Consider the following 15,740-nt stretch of genomic DNA (forward strand, 5'->3'; position numbering starts at 1 on the left):
CACGCGCGGGAAATTGAAATTATACCTTAATCGGCGCAAATACTTCTGGTCACCCTGCCAAGATCCGCAAAAAGCCCGCATCGCCGCGAACGCGCGCGATGCCGCGCAAGAATATGCCCCATCAATTGACCGACCTGCCGGGTGGCCACCTATACTGGGCTTTTTGCCTGGCCACCATGCACCTACTTACCGACCCGCGCGCCGAGCCCGGTTTCGACGCACCTGCCGCCGCCCAGCCGCGGCGCCTGACGCTGGCCTTTACCGGCGACGGCCGCGAATACTTCCGCATCTGGGTCGTCAACCTGCTGCTCACACTGGCGACTTTCGGTATCTATTCGGCCTGGGCAAAGGTGCGCCGTCTGCAGTATTTTGACCGCAACACGCTGCTGGCCGGCGCCAGTTTCGACTTCCACGGCAACCCGCGCGCGGTGCTGGTCGGGCGCCTGCTGTCGGTGGTGCTGCTGGTGGCCTACCACTACGCCTTCGGCTTCTCGAGCACCTTCGGCATGGTCGTGATCATCGGCCTGCTGCTCGCCTTCCCCTGGCTGATGCGCGGCGCGCTGCGCTTCCGCCTCGGGAACACCAGCTACCGCGGCCTGCGCCTGGGCTTCGACGGCTCGGTCCCGGCTGCCTACCTGGCCTGGCTGCCGCCCGCCTTCACCTTCCTGATGCCGGGCGTGCTGCTGGCCCTGTACCCGGAAAAGCCCTACCTGGCGGCGCTGCCGGTGCCGCTTTACCTGCTGTGGCCACTGATGCACGCGCGCATCCGGCGCTTCCAGCATGCCCACCTGCTGTTCGGCGACCAGCATTCGGACTACACGGTCAAGTCGCGCCGCTTCTACCGCTTCTACCTGGTGGCGGGCGGCCTGAGCCTGGCGGCGATGATCGGCGCCGGCGTGCTGGCCGGCGTCGTCGGCGCCGCCGCCGGCAGCAAGGCCGGCGTGGCGGTGGCGATCGGCGTGTTCGTCGGCCTGCTGATGGTGTATCTGGCCTACCTCTTCATCGGGCCCTACATGGTGGTGCGCGTGTCCAACCTGGCCTGGTCGAATACGAGCTTCCCGGGCCTGCGCATCCATTCGACCCTGCCGGCGCGTGCCTTCATGAAGCTGCAGACGAAGAACGCGCTGCTCACCATCCTGACCCTGGGCCTGTACCGTCCCTTTGCCGTGGTCAGCGTGTACCGCTTCCGCCTGGCGCACCTGGCGATCGAGGTCGACGGCGACATCGAAGCCACGGCCGCGCACGTGGCGACGCGGGGCGGCGCCGCCGGCGACAGCATCGCCGACGGTTTCGGCATCGACCTCAGCTGGTAAGGAAAACCACTCATGAGCACTGCACACTATTTCGACGGCCGCAGCGCACGCCTGCATGTGGTCAACCTGTCCACCGGCGACGGCGCCATCCACCTGCGCGGCGAGACCACGCGCAGCTATTCCCTGGCCGGCACACGCCTGGCCGAACCCTTCGAGCACGCACCGACCGTGCTGTATTTCGCGGACGGCACCCACGCCGAGCTGCACGACCCGGCCATGCGTCCGGTACTGGCCGCGGCGCTGGGCTACCGCAAGAGCTGGGTGGTGCGCTGGCAGGAGCACACCGCCGCCGTGCTGGTGGCGCTGGCCCTGCTGGTGGCCCTGATCCTGTCGGCCTGGCACTGGGGCATCCCGGCCGCCGCCGAGCGCCTCTCGACCCAGGTCCCGCCCCAGGCCGACCAGGCCCTGGGCCGGAACGCCCTGTCACTGCTCGAGCGCCAGGGCCTGTTGCAGCCGTCACGCCTGAGCGAGGACCGGATCGCGGCCATCGGGGCCATCCTGCAGCGGGTGCAGCCGGCCGCGCCGCGCATCCCGCTGCGCCTGCGCGTGGCCGATGCGCCCCGGCTGGGGGCGAATGCCCTGGCCTTCCCCGATGGCACCATCGTGCTCACCGACGAGATGGTGCGCCTCGCGATGGGCAAGAACAACGACCTCGACGCTAAAGCGGCGGCGGTACTGGCCGGCGTGCTGGCGCACGAAGTCGGCCACATCGAAGAGCGCCACAGCGTGCGCGCGATCACGCGTTCGTCACTGACGGCAGCGCTGTCGGCCACCCTGTTCGGCGACTTCAGCGCGGTGGCCGCGGGCCTGCCGGCGGTGCTGACCAACATGGAGTACTCGCGCGCCATGGAACTGGCGGCCGACGACTATGCGGCGCGTACCCTGCAGGCCCGTGGCATCCCGACCGGACCACTGGCGGACCTGTTCGACTACCTCGACGAGCGCAGAGAGAAAATACCGAAATTCTTCCGCCAGGCGATGTCCTATGCCGCCACCCATCCGGACGGCTACGCCCGCGGCCGGCGCCTGCGCGAGTCGGAGGCCGGAGATGAGCGATAGACAAATGTTGTAAATTGTCTATACAGAAGCAGCATTATGCTGCGTTTACATTTCGGTTGGGCAATAATTGTTACTTTTAATAGTGAACAGGGCGGGCCGGGCAAGGCTCGCCAGCCCATCCGACCTATGCGCACTTTCAACAACCTCAGCATCGGCCTGCGTCTCGCCGCCGGTTTCGCCCTGACCATCGCCATGTCGCTCCTGATCGCCGGCACCGGCATGTGGCGCCTGCACCAGGTCGATACGGCCGCCCAGGCCACCCTCGCCGCCCCGCTGGCCAAGGAACGCCTGATCGCCGAGTGGTACACCCAGATCTTTGCCGCCGTGCGCCGCACCGCTGCCATCGTCAAGAGCAGCGATCCTTCATTGACGGCCTACTTCAAGGAAGACTCGGCGGCCACCGCCAAGCTGTCCTCGGATCTCATCAAGCAGATCGAGCCGCTCCTCGTCGGCGACAAGGAAATCGCCCTGTTCCAGCGCATCCAGGACCAGCGCAAGCAGTACAGCACGGCGCGCGACAATGCCGTCAAGGCCAAGGCCGAAGGCAATCCCGAACTGGCGGACAAGATCCTCGACGAGGCCTTCACCCCGGCCGCCAAGGCCTACCAGGAATCGGTACGGGAACTGGTTGCCATGCAGCGCACCAACATCGCCGCCACCGCCGCGGACATCGACGGCATCGCCAGGCGCGGCCAGATGGTCATCGGCGGCATGACGGTGTTCGCCGTGCTGCTCGGGGTGCTATCGTCCTGGCTGCTCACGCGCGGCATCACGCGTCCGATCCGCACCGCGGTGCAGGTCGCCGAGACCGTGGCCGCGGGCGACCTGACCCAGCGCATCGACGCCGACAGCCGCGACGAAACCGGCGCCCTGCTGCGCGCCCTCGGCCACATGAACGCCAGCCTGGCGAAGATCGTCAGCGAAGTCCGCAGCGGCACCGACACCATCGGCACCGCCTCCGGCGAGATCAGCGCCGGCAGCCTTGATCTGTCGAGCCGCACCGAACAGCAGGCCGCCTCGCTCGAGGAAACCGCCGCCGCGATGGACCATCTCACCGGCACCGTGCGCCAGAACGCAGACAACGCGCGCCAGGCCAACCAGCTGGCGATCACTGCCTCCAATGTGGCGGTCGATGCCGGCAGCGTGGTGGGCCAGGTGGTCACCACCATGGGCTCGATCAACGAATCCTCGCGCAAGATCGTGGACATCATCGGCGTCATCGACGGCATCGCCTTCCAGACCAACATCCTGGCGCTGAACGCGGCGGTGGAAGCGGCGCGCGCCGGCGAACAGGGTCGCGGCTTCGCCGTGGTCGCCTCGGAAGTGCGCACCCTGGCGCAGCGCTCGGCGGCGGCAGCCAAGGAAATCAAGCTTCTCATCGGCGACTCGGTCGAGAAGGTCGAAGCGGGCACCAGGCTGGTCGACCGGACCGGCGAAACCATGGAACAGGTGGTCACCTCGATCCAGCGCGTCACCGACATCATGGCCGAGATCGCGTCGGCCAGCCAGGAACAGATCCACGGCATCGAGCAGGTCAACGGCGCCATCGGCCAGATGGACGAATCGACCCAGCAGAACGCCGCGCTGGTGGAGGAATCGGCCGCCGCCGCGGGCGCGCTGCAGGAACAGGCGCAGCGCCTGGCCGGACTGGTCGGCGTGTTCAAACTGGATGCGCAGATGGCGGCGCCGGCGGCCGCGCGAGCTGCACGTGCGCTGACGGTCGCGCCGAAAGCAGCAGCGCGCAAGGAACCGCGCATGGCCGGCGCCAAGCCGGCAGCACGCGCCAAGCCTGTCGAAACGGAAGAATGGGAAACCTTCTGATCGTTTGACCAGACGGTAAAAAAGGCCGGGCCTGTTTGCACAGGACCCGGCCTTTCTCATTACTGGAGCTGGATTACTTCGCGCCCGGCTTCATCAGGTCGAGCAGCACCGCGGTTTCCGAGGCGATGAAGGAACGCACGGTCGGCTTGAAGTCCGGCTGCCACTGCGGCGAATGGGTGCCCGGCGGGTACTTGCCGGCCTGGCGTGCGGCCGCCAGCTTGCCCGGTTCGACGGCGCCAACGTGCAGCAGGATGGCCTTGACGCCGGCCTGGCCGTAGTTGGCGAAGTCTTCCGAGGTCATCTTGGCCGGCATCTCGCTCACATTCTGTTCGCCGATGGCGCCCTTGATCGCGGCGACCGCGCGTGCGGTCAGTTCCGGATCGTTGTAGACCGAGTCGGCGCCCGGCTTGATATCGATGGTCGGTTCTTTCGGTGCGCCGGCGGCGATCGCCTCGCCCTTCACTTCACGGGCGATGCTGGCCAGTACGCGCTTGCGTACTTCCGGACGGAAGGTACGCACCGTCAGCATCAGCTTGACCTGGTCCGGCACCACGTTGGCCTGGGTGCCGCCATTGATGCTGCCGACGGTGATCACGACCGGGTCGGCCGGGTTGTTCTCGCGCGAGACCAGGGTCTGCAGCGCCATCACGACGCGCGCCGACATCACGACCGGGTCGCGGGTCTCGTGCGGGGTGGCGCCGTGGCCGCCCTGGCCGAAGATGGTGATGGTGATGGTGTCGGCCGAAGCGCGGAACGGGCCCGCGCGGTAGCCCACGTGGCCGGCCGGCAGCGTGCCTTCGTCGTGCATCGACAGCGCGTAGTCGGGCTTCGGGAAGCGGGTGAACAGGCCATCCTTCAGCATGGCCGCGGCGCCGGTCAGCGGCTCCTCGGCCGGCTGGCCGACCAGCATCAGGGTGCCGCTCCAGGCCTTGCGGTTGTCCGCCATCAGCTTGGCGGTGGCGTACCAGGCCGACATGTGGACGTCATGGCCGCAGGCGTGCATGGTCGGGACGGTCTCGCCGGCCGCGTTCTTCCCTAGGGCAGTGCTGGCGAACGGCAGGCCGGTCTTTTCCTGGACCGGCAGCGCATCCATTTCGGTACGCAGCATCACGGTCGGGCCGGGGCCGTTCTTCAGGATCGCCACCACACCGGTCCCGCCGACGCCGGTCGTGACATCGAAGCCGAGCGCCTTGACGCGTTCGGCGAGCTTCTTCGCGGTCTGGTGTTCATTGAAGGCCAGCTCCGGATTGCGGTGCAGGTCCTGGTACAGGGCTTCGACCGACGGGAACATCTTGTCGAGCTGGGCGGTGAATTCAGGCGGCAGGGGGGCGGCCTGGGTGCTGCCGGCGGCGAATACGCCGGCCAGCAGCAGCGGTTTCAACAGCGGGAGGAGACGGGAAGAATGTTTCATGATTATCTTGAAAAGCGGGGAAACGGGAAGCGGATCGGACTGACTTTAAGGTCATTTACCGAAGGGCGCAACCATAACAGGTCGATTTCCGTGCGGCAATATTTAACAATTGGTATAGTGAAAACTACGTAGAAAAAGTGTCGTAAAAATTTTTCAACTGCATTTTTTATTTCCCTTGGGTATGCGCTTACCCGTAAAATCCCTGCCTTGTTTGTGACTTCGCCAGCCCATTCGGCGCTGGCGCCTCACGTCTCACCTCCCCCACACCAAGGAAGCAACAATGGGTTTCATTTCGAATATCCGGATTGGGCGCCGCCTCGGTCTCGGCTTTGCCGTGATCCTGGCGATGACACTCCTCATTGCCATCGCCGGCATTTCGCGCCTGAACGAAGTTGCGGCCTCGACCCGCAACATGATGGCGGCTCCCCTTACCAAGGAACGCCTGATCACCGACTGGTACAGCCTGAACTTCGCCTCGATCCGCCGCACCGCAGCGATCGTCAAGAGCACCGACCCTGCGCTCGGCCCCTACTTCAAGGAAGACGCCGCGGCCTCGGTCAAGAAGGCCGCCGAACTGCTCAAGCAGATCGAGCCGCTGATCGTCGAAGGTGCGGAAAAGACGCTGTTCGACAAGATCCTCGAGCAGCGCAAGGCCTATAGTTCTTCGCGCGACGGCGCCATCAAGGCCAAGGCCGACGGCAATGCCGAGGAAGCGGCGCGCATCCTCGATCAGGGCTTCACGCCGTCGGCGCAGAAGTACCAGGACCTCCTGCAGGAGCTGGTGCTCATGCAGCGTAACAGCATCGACCAGACCGCCAAGGCGATCGACGCCAGCGCCAGCCAGGACGGCACCGTCATCGCCGTGCTGGCCGGCTGCGCCGTGCTGCTCGGCGCCATCCTCTCCTGGCTGCTCACGGTCGGCATCACGCGCCCGATCCGCGCCGCCGTGCTGGCCGCCGAGACCGTGGCCGCGGGCGACCTGACCCACCGCATCGACGCCGATTCGAAAGACGAGACCGGCGCCCTGCTGCGTGCCCTGCGCAACATGAACGACAACCTGGCAAAGATCGTCAGCGAAGTGCGCAGCGGCACCGACACCATCGCTACCGGCTCGGCGGAAATCTCGGCCGGTAACTTCGACCTGTCCGCCCGCACCGAGCAGCAGGCCGGCGCACTGGAAGAAACCGCCGCCTCGATGGAAGAACTGACGACCACCGTGCGCCAGAACGCCGACAACGCGCGCCAGGCCAACCAGCTGGCGATCACGGCGTCCGATGTCGCGCTGCAGGCTGGCACTGCGGTCGAGCAGGTCATCGCCACCATGGGCTCGATCAACGACTCGTCCAAGAAGATCGTCGACATCATCGGTGTCATCGACGGCATCGCCTTCCAGACCAACATCCTGGCGCTGAACGCGGCGGTGGAAGCGGCGCGCGCCGGCGAACAGGGCCGCGGCTTCGCGGTCGTGGCGTCCGAAGTGCGTACCCTGGCGCAGCGCTCGGCCGCGGCGGCCAAGGAAATCAAGCTACTCATCGGCGACTCGGTCGACAAGGTCGAAGCGGGCACCAGGCTGGTCGACCAGACCGGCGAGACCGTGGACCAGGTGGTGACCTCGATCCGCCGCGTGACCGACATCATGGCCGAGATCGCGTCGGCCAGCCAGGAACAGACCGGCGGCATCGAGCAGGTCAACGGCGCCATCGGCCAGATGGACCAGGTGACCCAGCAGAACGCCGCGCTGGTCGAGGAATCGGCCGCAGCCGCCGCCTCGATGCAGGACCAGGCGGCCCGCCTGGCCCAGGTGGTTGGCGTGTTCAAGCTCGGCGCCGGTGCCGCTCCTGCCGTAACGCCTGCCGCCGCCCCGGCAGCAGCCAAGGCGCGTACGCTGGCGCTGCCGGCCAAAGCCGCGAAGCCGGTCTCCAAAGCGGCGCCGGCGAACTCGCGCGCGGCTGCCCGTGACAAGGCTGAAGAGTGGGAAGCGTTCTAAGCGCTGCGCATAAAATGACGAAACGCCCGGCCTGCGCGCCGGGCGTTTTGCTTTTCGCTGGTCAGTGCTTAGAATTTGACGATTTCGCGCGACACTCACCCTGTGTTTCCTTGACGCACTAGCGGCACTGCGGCAAAGTTTTGCCTGCACAGCGCCCATTTTTCCTTGCCCATGCCCTTCGATTACCAGCAGCCGCCCACCGAAACCACCCAGGTCCAGCCTGCCGCTACCACCTCGTTCGATGAACAGTACGCAGAAGCCCGCCGCCTGGCGAATGCCGGCCAGCCCGGACTCGCGCTGGCGGCCTACAACACCCTGCTCGCACGCGCACCCGGCAACGTGGACCTGCTGCTCGGACGCGGCATCGTGCTCAGCCGCCTGGAGCGCTGGAGCGAGGCGGAAGCCGACCTGACGGCGGCGGCCAAGGCCTCGCCCGACTATGCCGATGTCTGGTTCGCACTCGGCAATCTCTATCAATGGCAGGACCTGCCGGCCCGCGCCGCCGAGGCCTACGGGCGCGCCGCAGTGCTGCGTCCCGGTGATGCCGCGACGCTGGCGGCGCGCGAGCGCGCCCTGCGCGCCATGCAGCCGCGTCCCGGCACGCCGCAAGCCGCGATCGCCTCGGGCTATACCTGGACCGCGGGTCTGTCCGGCAGCTGGCAGGACGTTGGCGCCGGCCCGCGCTGGAACGACCAGACCCTGAGCCTGCGCCACTACGGCAAGCGCGGCTCGATCGGCTTCGAAGCGCTGCGCGCCCACCGTTTCGACCAGAGCGGCCGCGCATGGGCCGTCGACGCCTACGCCAGCCTGTGGGACGGCGCGTACGCCAACCTGCGCTACCAGCGCGCGCCGGCCGGGCGCCTGTTCCCGGCCAATTCGGGTCGCGTCGAGCTGTACCAGTCGCTGGGCAGGGGCTGGGAAGCATCGCTCAGCGAGGACGTGCTCGGCTTCGAGTCGCGCGTGAACATCCATGGGGTCGGCCTCGGTAAATATGCCGGCGACTTCTATGTGCAGCTGCGCCACCAGAACATCGTCTCCGATAACTCGCGCGGCGCGGGCCAGCGCCTGCTGGCCCGCTGGTACTACGCCGGCGACAGCGCGGGCGACGGCGCCAGCTACCTGGAGATGAGCGCGAACCGCGGCCGCAGCGACGACCCGCTCTCGCTCACCGGGGGCCGCGCGCGCTCCGGTGGTGGCAGCCTCACCTGGGTCCACTACCTGTCGCGCCACTGGGGCGGCAAGGTCGGCGCCAGATTCGCCAGGAGCGGCGCGGGCGGCGCGAGCGAGGCGCGCGAGCGCGGCCTCAGCGTCGGGCTGTATCGCCGCTGGTAAGCCGGCCGCTCTGTCTTTTGACCGATCGCGCCCTCGCCCTTCGCCAACTAAAATATACGCTGTATAAATAACGACGAGGCGTTACATGATCACTGGGCACATTTTTATCGCCACCAGCCTGGACGGCTACATCGCCCGTCCCGACGGCGACATCGGCTGGCTGCTGCAGCGTGACGATCCATCCGAAGACCACGGCTATGACGAGTTCATCGCGGACAAGGACTGCATCGTGATGGGCCGCGGCAGCTACGAGAAGGCGCTCGGCTTCGACCCGTGGCCCTATGATCGCCCCGTGCTGGTGCTGTCGCGCCGGCTGGCCGGAACGGCGGTGCCAGCGGCCCTCGAAGGCAGGGTTAGCTTTTCCGACGCCACGCCCCAGCAGGCCATGGCGCAGCTGGCAGCACAGGGCGTGCGCCGGGTCTATGTCGACGGCGGGCAGCTGGTGCAGTCCTTCATTCGCGCCGGCCTGGTCGAAGACGTGGTGCTGAGCACCGTCCCAGTCCTGATCGGCGCCGGCTGCCCCTTGTTCGGCGCGCTGGCGCGGGACGTGGCACTGGCCCTGGTAGCCAGCCGCAGCTTCCCTTCGGGCCTGGTGCAATCCACCTACCGCTTCCTGCGATGAGCCGGCCCCGTGGCCGCCCCCCAGGAGGCGCGGGCGTGACGCGCGAGGCCATCCTGGGCGCCGCGCTGGCCCTGCTCGACGAGAACGGCGCCAATGTCAGCATGCGTGCGCTTGCCACGCGCCTGGGCGTCACCCCGATGAGCCTCTACCACCATGTCGGCGACCGCGCGTCCCTGCTGCAGGCCTTGTGCGAGCGTGTGTACGGCGCCGTGCTCGACGAGAACGATGCCGGCGCCGACGCGCGCACACAGGTTCGGGCGCTGCTCACCCGCTACCACGACGCCGTCGGCCGCCATCCGCAGCTGACCCTGGCAGTCTTCGCCGAACCTGCCGCCTTCGCCGGCACGGCGCAGCGCATCACCCAGCACCTCACCGGACTGCTGTCGTCCCTCACGCCCGGGCATCTGCTGTGGCGCGACATCCTGGTCGACCATGTGCACGGCAGCGGCCTCGCACTGTGCGCGGCGCGCGGCGATGGCGCCCAGCTTGAGGCCATGCGCGTGCAGTACGGACGGGCGCTGGACTGCATGCTGGAGCGGCTCGCAGATCCTGTCGCCGGTAATCGTACCTAGAACAGCGAGAAATCGATCTCGCAGGTATCGGCGAGCACCCGGTCGGCCGTGACCTCGGCCGTCACCAGGGCCTGGTAACCAGGTTCGAGGTAGCACCCGATGGTCAAGCGTCGGCCTGGTTCGAACGCCAGTTCGACGTCGCTCTCGCCCTGGGGCTCCACGAACACCGATTTGCGTTCGCCGGGCGCGAGATAGCCGATGGGATAGGCGTTTCCGGTTACGTGGACGACAGCGCCGCGCAGGGGTTCGCTGCCGCGGTTGGTCACCGTCACTGTGATTCGCGCGGGCACGGCGAGGTCGATGAAGATGACGACCAGCAGTGCCAGGATGCAGTACAGCGGCAGGCGCAACACGTGGCGGCTCAGCCGTTTTACCCGATAGAGCGATGTGTGCACAGCCTTAGTCATCCGTATCCTCCAGGAGCTCACGGTTTCGGAGGCGCTCGAACAGTCCACCGTCACGGGTGACGACGAACATATGTGGCGTGCCTGTTCCCAGCACGTGGCGCGGCCTGCATTGGCGGACCTGTTCCCAGAACGCCCTGGCTTCGTCGTTCTCGGCCAATACGGAAAAGCCGAATACATTGACGTGCTGCCGCACCGGGAACACGGCGGGGGCGTCGTCGAACACGTACCATTCGTCGAAGCCCGGCGTGGGCAGGCAGTCGATACTTGCGACGCCGGCGCTGAGCGTTACATCGCCTTCCCTGCACCACCCTGCTTCCAGTTCGGCCGCGGATGGGGGGTAGGCGCCGCTGTCGCAGGAGACGATCGCCACCCGCCGGCCCAGCACCAGCTCAGGTGCGACCGCCAGCAGGTCGGCCAGCGAGGGATCCCACGCGAACGACCAGTCGATCACCAGGTATCCATCCCGTTCGCCGGTGCGCGGCATATGCATTCCTCCCATCGTGACGGCTCGACCCAGTATAACCCGCAGTGCGGGGCGGCCTGCGGTAGCGATACCTGAGCCCCGGCAAGCCGTTTTGCGCTACCTTCGCGGTTCCTGCTGCGCTTGCCGCGCGATGGCGGTAAGATCGCGCCGCATTCAACCATTCCCTTTTCTAGCTCATGTTCCACGCTTCCCTGCCCCGCCTGGCCGCCCGCGCCACGCTGCTCGCCACCCTGCTGCTGCCGGCCGCCGCCCCTGCCGGCATCCTGGACGAGGTGCCGGACATCGGCGCCGTCACCGACTACCGTCCCAAGATCCCGCTGCGGGTGTACTCGGCCGACAAGGTCCTGATCGGCGAATTCGGCGCCGAGCGGCGCGACTTCGTGCCGATCGCGAAGATCCCGCCGCTGATGAAGGCAGCCGTGCTGTCGATCGAGGACGCGCGCTTCTACGAGCATGGCGGCATCGACTGGATCCGCGCGCTCGGTGCGGCCAAGGCCAACATCGCTGCGATGGGTCACGCCCAGGGCGGCTCCACCATCACCATGCAGGTGGCGCGCAACTTCTTCCTGTCGCGCGACAAGACCCTGCCGCGCAAGCTGACCGAGGTGGCGCTGGCCTACAAGATCGAGCAGGCCTTATCGAAAGACCAGATCCTCGAGGTCTACATGAACCAGATCTACCTGGGCCAGCGCTCCTACGGCTTCTCCAGCGCCGCACGCACCTATTTCGGCAAGCCGCTCGAGTCGCTGAGCGTGGCCGAGATGGCGATGCTGGCCGGGCTGCCGCAAAACCCCTCGCGCCATAACCCGGTCGCCAATCCGGAGCGCGCGCAACAGCGCCAGCGCGCGGTCCTGAAGCGCATGTTCGAGCTCGGGAAGATCAGCGAGCCCCAGTACCGCAAGGCGCTGGCCGAGCCGCTGCGCGTGCGGCGCGACGGCGGCGGTCCGGGCGCGGGCGCCGAATACGTCGCCGAGCTGGCGCGCCAGGCGGCCTACGCCCGCTTCGGCCAGGCTGCCTACGAGCACGGCTACACCGTCACCACCAGCATCCATGCGGCCGAACAAACCGCCGCCTACGAGGCGGTGCGCCGCAGCGCCATCGCCTACGACCGCCGCAACGGCTACCGCGGCCCGGAAGCGCGCATCGCCCTGCCCAAGGCGGGCGAGGCGCGCACCGAGGCGATCCAGGAAGCGCTGCAGAAGCAGCCGGCGGTGAGCGGTTTCGCGCCGGCTGTGGTGCTGTCGGCCTCGCCCAAGCGGGTGCGCGTCGCCCCCCGCGACGGCGATACCGTCGAGATCAGCGGCGCCGGGCTTGCCTTCGCCGCGCCGGCCCTGACGCCCGCGGCCAGGGCCGGCGTCAAGCTGGCGCCGGGCGCCGTCGTCCGCATCGCGCGCAACGGCAAGGATGGCTGGGCGATCACCCAGTTGCCGCAGGTGGCTGCGGCATTTGTCGCCCTCGACGCCCAGACCGGCAGCGTACGCGCGCTGGTCGGCGGCGTGGACTTCCAGCTGCAAAAGCTCAACCACGTGACCCAGGCCTGGCGCCAGCCCGGCTCCAGCATCAAGCCCTTCGTGTATTCGGCGGCGCTGGAGCGCGGTTTCTTCCCGGGCACCACCATCCTCGACGAGCCGCTCGATCTGTCGGGCGAGAAGGCCTATGCCAACTGGTCGCCGCGCAACGACGACAACCTGTTCGAGGGTCCGGTGACGATGCGCCATGCGCTCACCCATTCGCGCAACGTGCCCACCGTGCGCATGCTGCGCGCCGTCGAGGTCGAGCATGCGCGCGAGCACCTGGGACGCTTCGGCTTCGACCCGGCGCGTCACCCGAGCAACCTGACCCTGGCCCTCGGCACCGGCGCGGTGACGCCGCTGCAGATGGCCGGCGCCTACGCCGTGCTGGCCAACGGCGGCTACCGCGTCGAGCCGCAGCTCGGCATGACGATCCAGGACCGTGACGGCAAGGTCCTGTTCGAAAGCGGCAAGCCGGGCGCGCCGCAGGAAAACGCGCGCGTGCTGGATGCGCGCAACGCCTTTATCGTGGATTCCATGCTGCGCGACGCGGCAAGGGCCGGCACCGCCGCCCAGGCCTCGCGCCTGCTGAACCGCGGCGACCTGGCGGGCAAGACCGGCACCACCAGCAATGCCATCGACGCCTGGTTCGCGGGCTATGGCGGCAATGTGGTTGCGGTGGCGTGGATGGGCTACGACGACCCGCGCTCGCTGGGCGGGCGCGAATACGGCTCGACGATGGCGCTGCCGGTGTGGGTCGACTACATGCGGGTGGCGCTGGCGAAGACGCCGCAACGCGAGCGCCCCGCGCCCGAGGGGCTGGTGCGTTCTAGCGGGGACTGGGTGTATGCGGAATTTGCCGAGCAGCCGCCCCCATCGTCGGAAGCGGCTGCAGCGGCGATCATGGCGCAATGAAGCGCCGCGGCAGGTTCAGTTCGGCGGGGCCGGGAACAGGATCGCCGGACCGGCCGGCTTGACGCCCGGCGCCAGTCCCGCCGGCGCCGGCTTGCCGGCCGGGCCGAGGTGGCGCACGAAGCGGTAGATGGCGCGCAGGTCTTCCTTGTCCATGGTGTTCAGGGTGAACCAGGGCATCGGCGGGCGCGCCTTCATGGTCTGGGCCATCCTGATCCAGTCGTTTTCGCTCATGGCGTTCATCGACAGGCGCAAATTGGTGGGATAGGTCGTGCCCCACGGGCCGTGCCAGCCCAGCTGGTCGCCGGTCAGCCATTCCTTTTCCGGCACCTGGCCGGCGCTCATGCCATAGCCCGCGGTGTGGCAGTCGTTGCAGCCGCCGACCTTGACCAGGTAGCGTCCGCGTTCGATGTACTTGCCCTGCGCCGACGCGTTCGCGCCAGCGGGAGTGTTCTGGGCCGCATGGGCCGGGATGCCGAGCACCAGCAGCATGGCTGCGTGCACGGCGGCGTGCTTGGCCGCGTGGGAGAGTGCGCGCGAGGTCTTGTAAATAAGTTTGATCATGGTGGTCCGTTCGGGGTGTGCTGATCGAATGGCGACACGATAATCGCCATTCGCCATCCGCGGCAGCCCCACGCGGGGGGGAATGTGTACATATTTCCCGGTTTTGATTCAGGGCAGGCCCTGGACCGTCCCCTCCTTCGGATAGTCGATCACGTAGTCGACGTTGAAGCGCGCCGTCTCGTTCGGCTTCAGGCTGCGCTCCCAGCCGACCAGGCCGCGGCGCTGCTGCCAGTCCCTGAGGTTCGCCTCCGGGCTGAGCGCCACCTTCACCGCAATCTTGTCGTCCTGGCTGACCGGGGTCGGCTCCAGCACCAGGATGTCGATCGGCTGGCGGTGGAAGCTCGTCACCACATAGGTGTCGGCAATGCGCTTCTGGTTCTCCTGTTTGAAGATGCCGACCTGCCCCGCTTTCGCGTCACGGTTCTCGACGGTGACGCGCACCAGCGGATCGCGGCCAAAGGACATCGTGAAGCGTTCGCTGTCCTGCGGATTCCAGTACAGCGCGCCGACATAGGAACCATCGCGGCGCAGCTGCACCTGGCCCGGCAGCCAGACGCCCTCGGGTCGCGCCGCGTCGACCGTCAGCACCGCCGTGTCCCTGCTGGTGCGCGGCGCGATGCGCACCAGCTGCTTGACCGCCAGGTTCTGCTTCGCCAGTCCGACCGAGATCTCGCGGCCGTCCGCCGCCAGGCTGACCCTGGCCGGCACCTCGTATTCGGTGGTGAAATTCCCCTGCGTTTCCACGATGGGCGCCACGTAGTCATCCGCAGGCCGGATGTTGCGCGAGCTCGCCACCGTGACAGCTTCCGGCGCCGGCGGCGGAGCCGGTGCGGGAGCGTAGCGGTAGCGGATCATTTCCTGCTGCTCGCGGGGCGGGCGCCAGGTCAGCAGCCACGGCTGGGGATCGGGCGCGTAGGCCGTCTGGCTTGGCTGGCCGGTGGAGAGGCGCAACTTGACGTTGCTCCAGTCCTCGCCAGTCTTCTGCGAGATCGCGGCCATCCGTTCCAGCTCGATGCTGGAGGCGTTCGAATCGAGCGAGGCGCGATACAGCGGCTTCCATCCGGCGCGGTTGACCTGATAGCTCAGCACCAGCCGGCCCGCCTGCTTCGCCGACACGGACACCGTCATGGTGCGGCTCTGGCGCGAATTCGCCTGGACCTTCTCCAGGTCGCTCTTGAGCGCTTCCAGCTGCTTGGCCACGGAACGCTTCCTGACTTCGGCCTCGTGCATGCGCGCCAGGGCGTCGCTGCCGCCCTTGCGGATCGCATCGAGCGTGCCCAGCAAGGCCTTGGGATCGCTGGGGCCAGTGCGACTGCCCTCACCGCCGCCCAGGCGCTCGAGGTAGCCCTGGACCAGCTGCGCCGATTTGTAGTCCGCATCGATGACGGTGAGCTGGTCCTGCAGTGCCTGGATCTTCGCTTCCAGCTCCGCTTCGCGCGGATTGCGGCTGTCGGCCGAGGCCTGGTCGCGGGTGACCACCTGCCCGACCTGGATGCCGGGGTCGGCCTGCAGGCGCAGGGTGTCGGTGCTGAAGTTGGCCAGCAGGCCCGTGATCTCGACCTGGGTCATGCCCGGTGTGACCTGCACCACGCGCTCCACCGTGGCGCTGCCGGGATACAGGGTAACGCTTTGGATCGGTGCCTCGATGGCAAAGGCATTGGAAGCGACCAGCGCCAGGACGGCTGTCCATTGCGGCTTGATGTCCATGGAATCCCTTTTTGTTATTGGTGATGCAGGAAGCGTAA

The 15,740-nt window shown here is 67.6% G+C and carries 13 protein-coding genes; 8 read left to right on the plus strand and 5 right to left on the minus strand.

Going from position 1 to position 15,740, the window contains the following annotated elements:
* Nucleotides 1-176: 176 nt before the first annotated feature.
* The 3 genes from LK542_RS10705 (at nt 177) to LK542_RS10715 (ending at nt 4,193) form a co-directional block, all read left to right on the plus strand.
* Nucleotides 177-1,313: a YjgN family protein gene (locus LK542_RS10705; RefSeq protein WP_227811888.1), complete on the plus strand. Its 1,137-nt coding sequence runs from the start codon at nt 177-179 to the stop codon at nt 1,311-1,313.
* Between the two features lie 12 nt (nt 1,314-1,325).
* A complete protein-coding gene (locus LK542_RS10710) occupies nt 1,326-2,372 on the plus strand; it encodes a M48 family metallopeptidase (protein WP_227811889.1) in 1,047 nt (348 codons plus the stop codon).
* Between the two features lie 126 nt (nt 2,373-2,498).
* Nucleotides 2,499-4,193 (plus strand): methyl-accepting chemotaxis protein, encoded by a 1,695-nt coding sequence (locus LK542_RS10715; protein ID WP_227811890.1) that lies wholly within the window; start codon nt 2,499-2,501, stop codon nt 4,191-4,193.
* A gap of 73 nt (nt 4,194-4,266) precedes the next feature.
* Here LK542_RS10715 and LK542_RS10720 read toward each other — a convergent pair whose 3' ends face one another.
* A complete protein-coding gene (locus LK542_RS10720; protein WP_227799203.1) occupies nt 4,267-5,604 on the minus strand; it encodes an amidohydrolase in 1,338 nt (445 codons plus the stop codon).
* A gap of 280 nt (nt 5,605-5,884) precedes the next feature.
* Between LK542_RS10720 and LK542_RS10725 the strand changes: the two genes are divergently transcribed.
* The 4 genes from LK542_RS10725 to LK542_RS10740 all read left to right on the plus strand — a co-directional run bounded on the left by LK542_RS10725 (nt 5,885) and on the right by LK542_RS10740 (nt 10,117).
* Nucleotides 5,885-7,591, plus strand: a complete 1,707-nt coding sequence (locus LK542_RS10725; protein ID WP_227811891.1) for a methyl-accepting chemotaxis protein — start codon at nt 5,885-5,887, stop codon at nt 7,589-7,591.
* 171 nt (nt 7,592-7,762) lie between these two features.
* The gene (locus LK542_RS10730) at nt 7,763-8,923 is read left to right on the plus strand and encodes a YaiO family outer membrane beta-barrel protein (RefSeq protein WP_227811970.1); all 1,161 of its coding nucleotides are present in this window, start codon (nt 7,763-7,765) and stop codon (nt 8,921-8,923) included.
* 85 nt (nt 8,924-9,008) lie between these two features.
* Entirely contained in the window at nt 9,009-9,545 is a 537-nt protein-coding gene (locus tag LK542_RS10735) for a dihydrofolate reductase family protein (protein WP_227811892.1), read from the plus strand.
* A gap of 35 nt (nt 9,546-9,580) precedes the next feature.
* A complete protein-coding gene (locus tag LK542_RS10740; RefSeq protein ID WP_227799206.1) occupies nt 9,581-10,117 on the plus strand; it encodes a TetR family transcriptional regulator in 537 nt (178 codons plus the stop codon).
* Here the strand turns inward: LK542_RS10740 and LK542_RS10745 are convergent.
* Both LK542_RS10745 and LK542_RS10750 read right to left on the minus strand, forming a co-directional pair.
* Nucleotides 10,114-10,524, minus strand: coding sequence for a DUF4352 domain-containing protein (locus tag LK542_RS10745; RefSeq protein WP_227799207.1), 411 nt, complete (start codon nt 10,522-10,524; stop codon nt 10,114-10,116). The two genes, LK542_RS10740 and LK542_RS10745, sit on opposite strands and share 4 nt — an antisense overlap.
* The gene (locus tag LK542_RS10750) at nt 10,517-11,023 is read right to left on the minus strand and encodes a hypothetical protein (protein ID WP_227811893.1); all 507 of its coding nucleotides are present in this window, start codon (nt 11,021-11,023) and stop codon (nt 10,517-10,519) included. The genes LK542_RS10745 and LK542_RS10750 overlap by 8 nt, the downstream gene beginning before the upstream one ends.
* A gap of 161 nt (nt 11,024-11,184) precedes the next feature.
* On the opposite strand from LK542_RS10750, the gene LK542_RS10755 reads away from it, so the two are divergent.
* On the plus strand, nt 11,185-13,434 hold the full coding sequence (locus LK542_RS10755) for a penicillin-binding protein 1A (RefSeq protein WP_227811894.1): 2,250 nt from the start codon (nt 11,185-11,187) through the stop codon (nt 13,432-13,434).
* Nucleotides 13,435-13,449: 15 nt separating this feature from the next.
* Here the strand turns inward: LK542_RS10755 and LK542_RS10760 are convergent, their stop codons facing one another.
* Complete coding sequence (locus LK542_RS10760; RefSeq protein ID WP_227799210.1) at nt 13,450-13,995, minus strand: c-type cytochrome; 546 nt, start codon at nt 13,993-13,995, stop codon at nt 13,450-13,452.
* Nucleotides 13,996-14,103: 108 nt separating this feature from the next.
* Nucleotides 14,104-15,702: a mucoidy inhibitor MuiA family protein gene (locus LK542_RS10765; RefSeq protein WP_227811895.1), complete on the minus strand. Its 1,599-nt coding sequence runs from the start codon at nt 15,700-15,702 to the stop codon at nt 14,104-14,106.
* Between the last annotated feature and the right edge of the window lie 38 nt (nt 15,703-15,740).

It is taken from the genome of Massilia sp. IC2-477, from assembly GCF_020707265.1.
GTDB lineage: Bacteria > Pseudomonadota > Gammaproteobacteria > Burkholderiales > Burkholderiaceae_D > Telluria.

Coding starts and splice junctions, on each gene's coding strand:
- LK542_RS10705 (WP_227811888.1), top strand. CDS start 177: ATGCACCTACTTACCGACCCGCGCGCCGAGCCCGGTTTCGACGCACCT.
- LK542_RS10710 (WP_227811889.1), top strand. CDS start 1,326: ATGAGCACTGCACACTATTTCGACGGCCGCAGCGCACGCCTGCATGTG.
- LK542_RS10715 (WP_227811890.1), top strand. CDS start 2,499: ATGCGCACTTTCAACAACCTCAGCATCGGCCTGCGTCTCGCCGCCGGT.
- LK542_RS10720 (WP_227799203.1), bottom strand. CDS start 5,604: ATGAAACATTCTTCCCGTCTCCTCCCGCTGTTGAAACCGCTGCTGCTG.
- LK542_RS10725 (WP_227811891.1), top strand. CDS start 5,885: ATGGGTTTCATTTCGAATATCCGGATTGGGCGCCGCCTCGGTCTCGGC.
- LK542_RS10730 (WP_227811970.1), top strand. CDS start 7,763: ATGCCCTTCGATTACCAGCAGCCGCCCACCGAAACCACCCAGGTCCAG.
- LK542_RS10735 (WP_227811892.1), top strand. CDS start 9,009: ATGATCACTGGGCACATTTTTATCGCCACCAGCCTGGACGGCTACATC.
- LK542_RS10745 (WP_227799207.1), bottom strand. CDS start 10,524: ATGACTAAGGCTGTGCACACATCGCTCTATCGGGTAAAACGGCTGAGC.
- LK542_RS10750 (WP_227811893.1), bottom strand. CDS start 11,023: ATGGGAGGAATGCATATGCCGCGCACCGGCGAACGGGATGGATACCTG.
- LK542_RS10755 (WP_227811894.1), top strand. CDS start 11,185: ATGTTCCACGCTTCCCTGCCCCGCCTGGCCGCCCGCGCCACGCTGCTC.
- LK542_RS10760 (WP_227799210.1), bottom strand. CDS start 13,995: ATGATCAAACTTATTTACAAGACCTCGCGCGCACTCTCCCACGCGGCC.
- LK542_RS10765 (WP_227811895.1), bottom strand. CDS start 15,702: ATGGACATCAAGCCGCAATGGACAGCCGTCCTGGCGCTGGTCGCTTCC.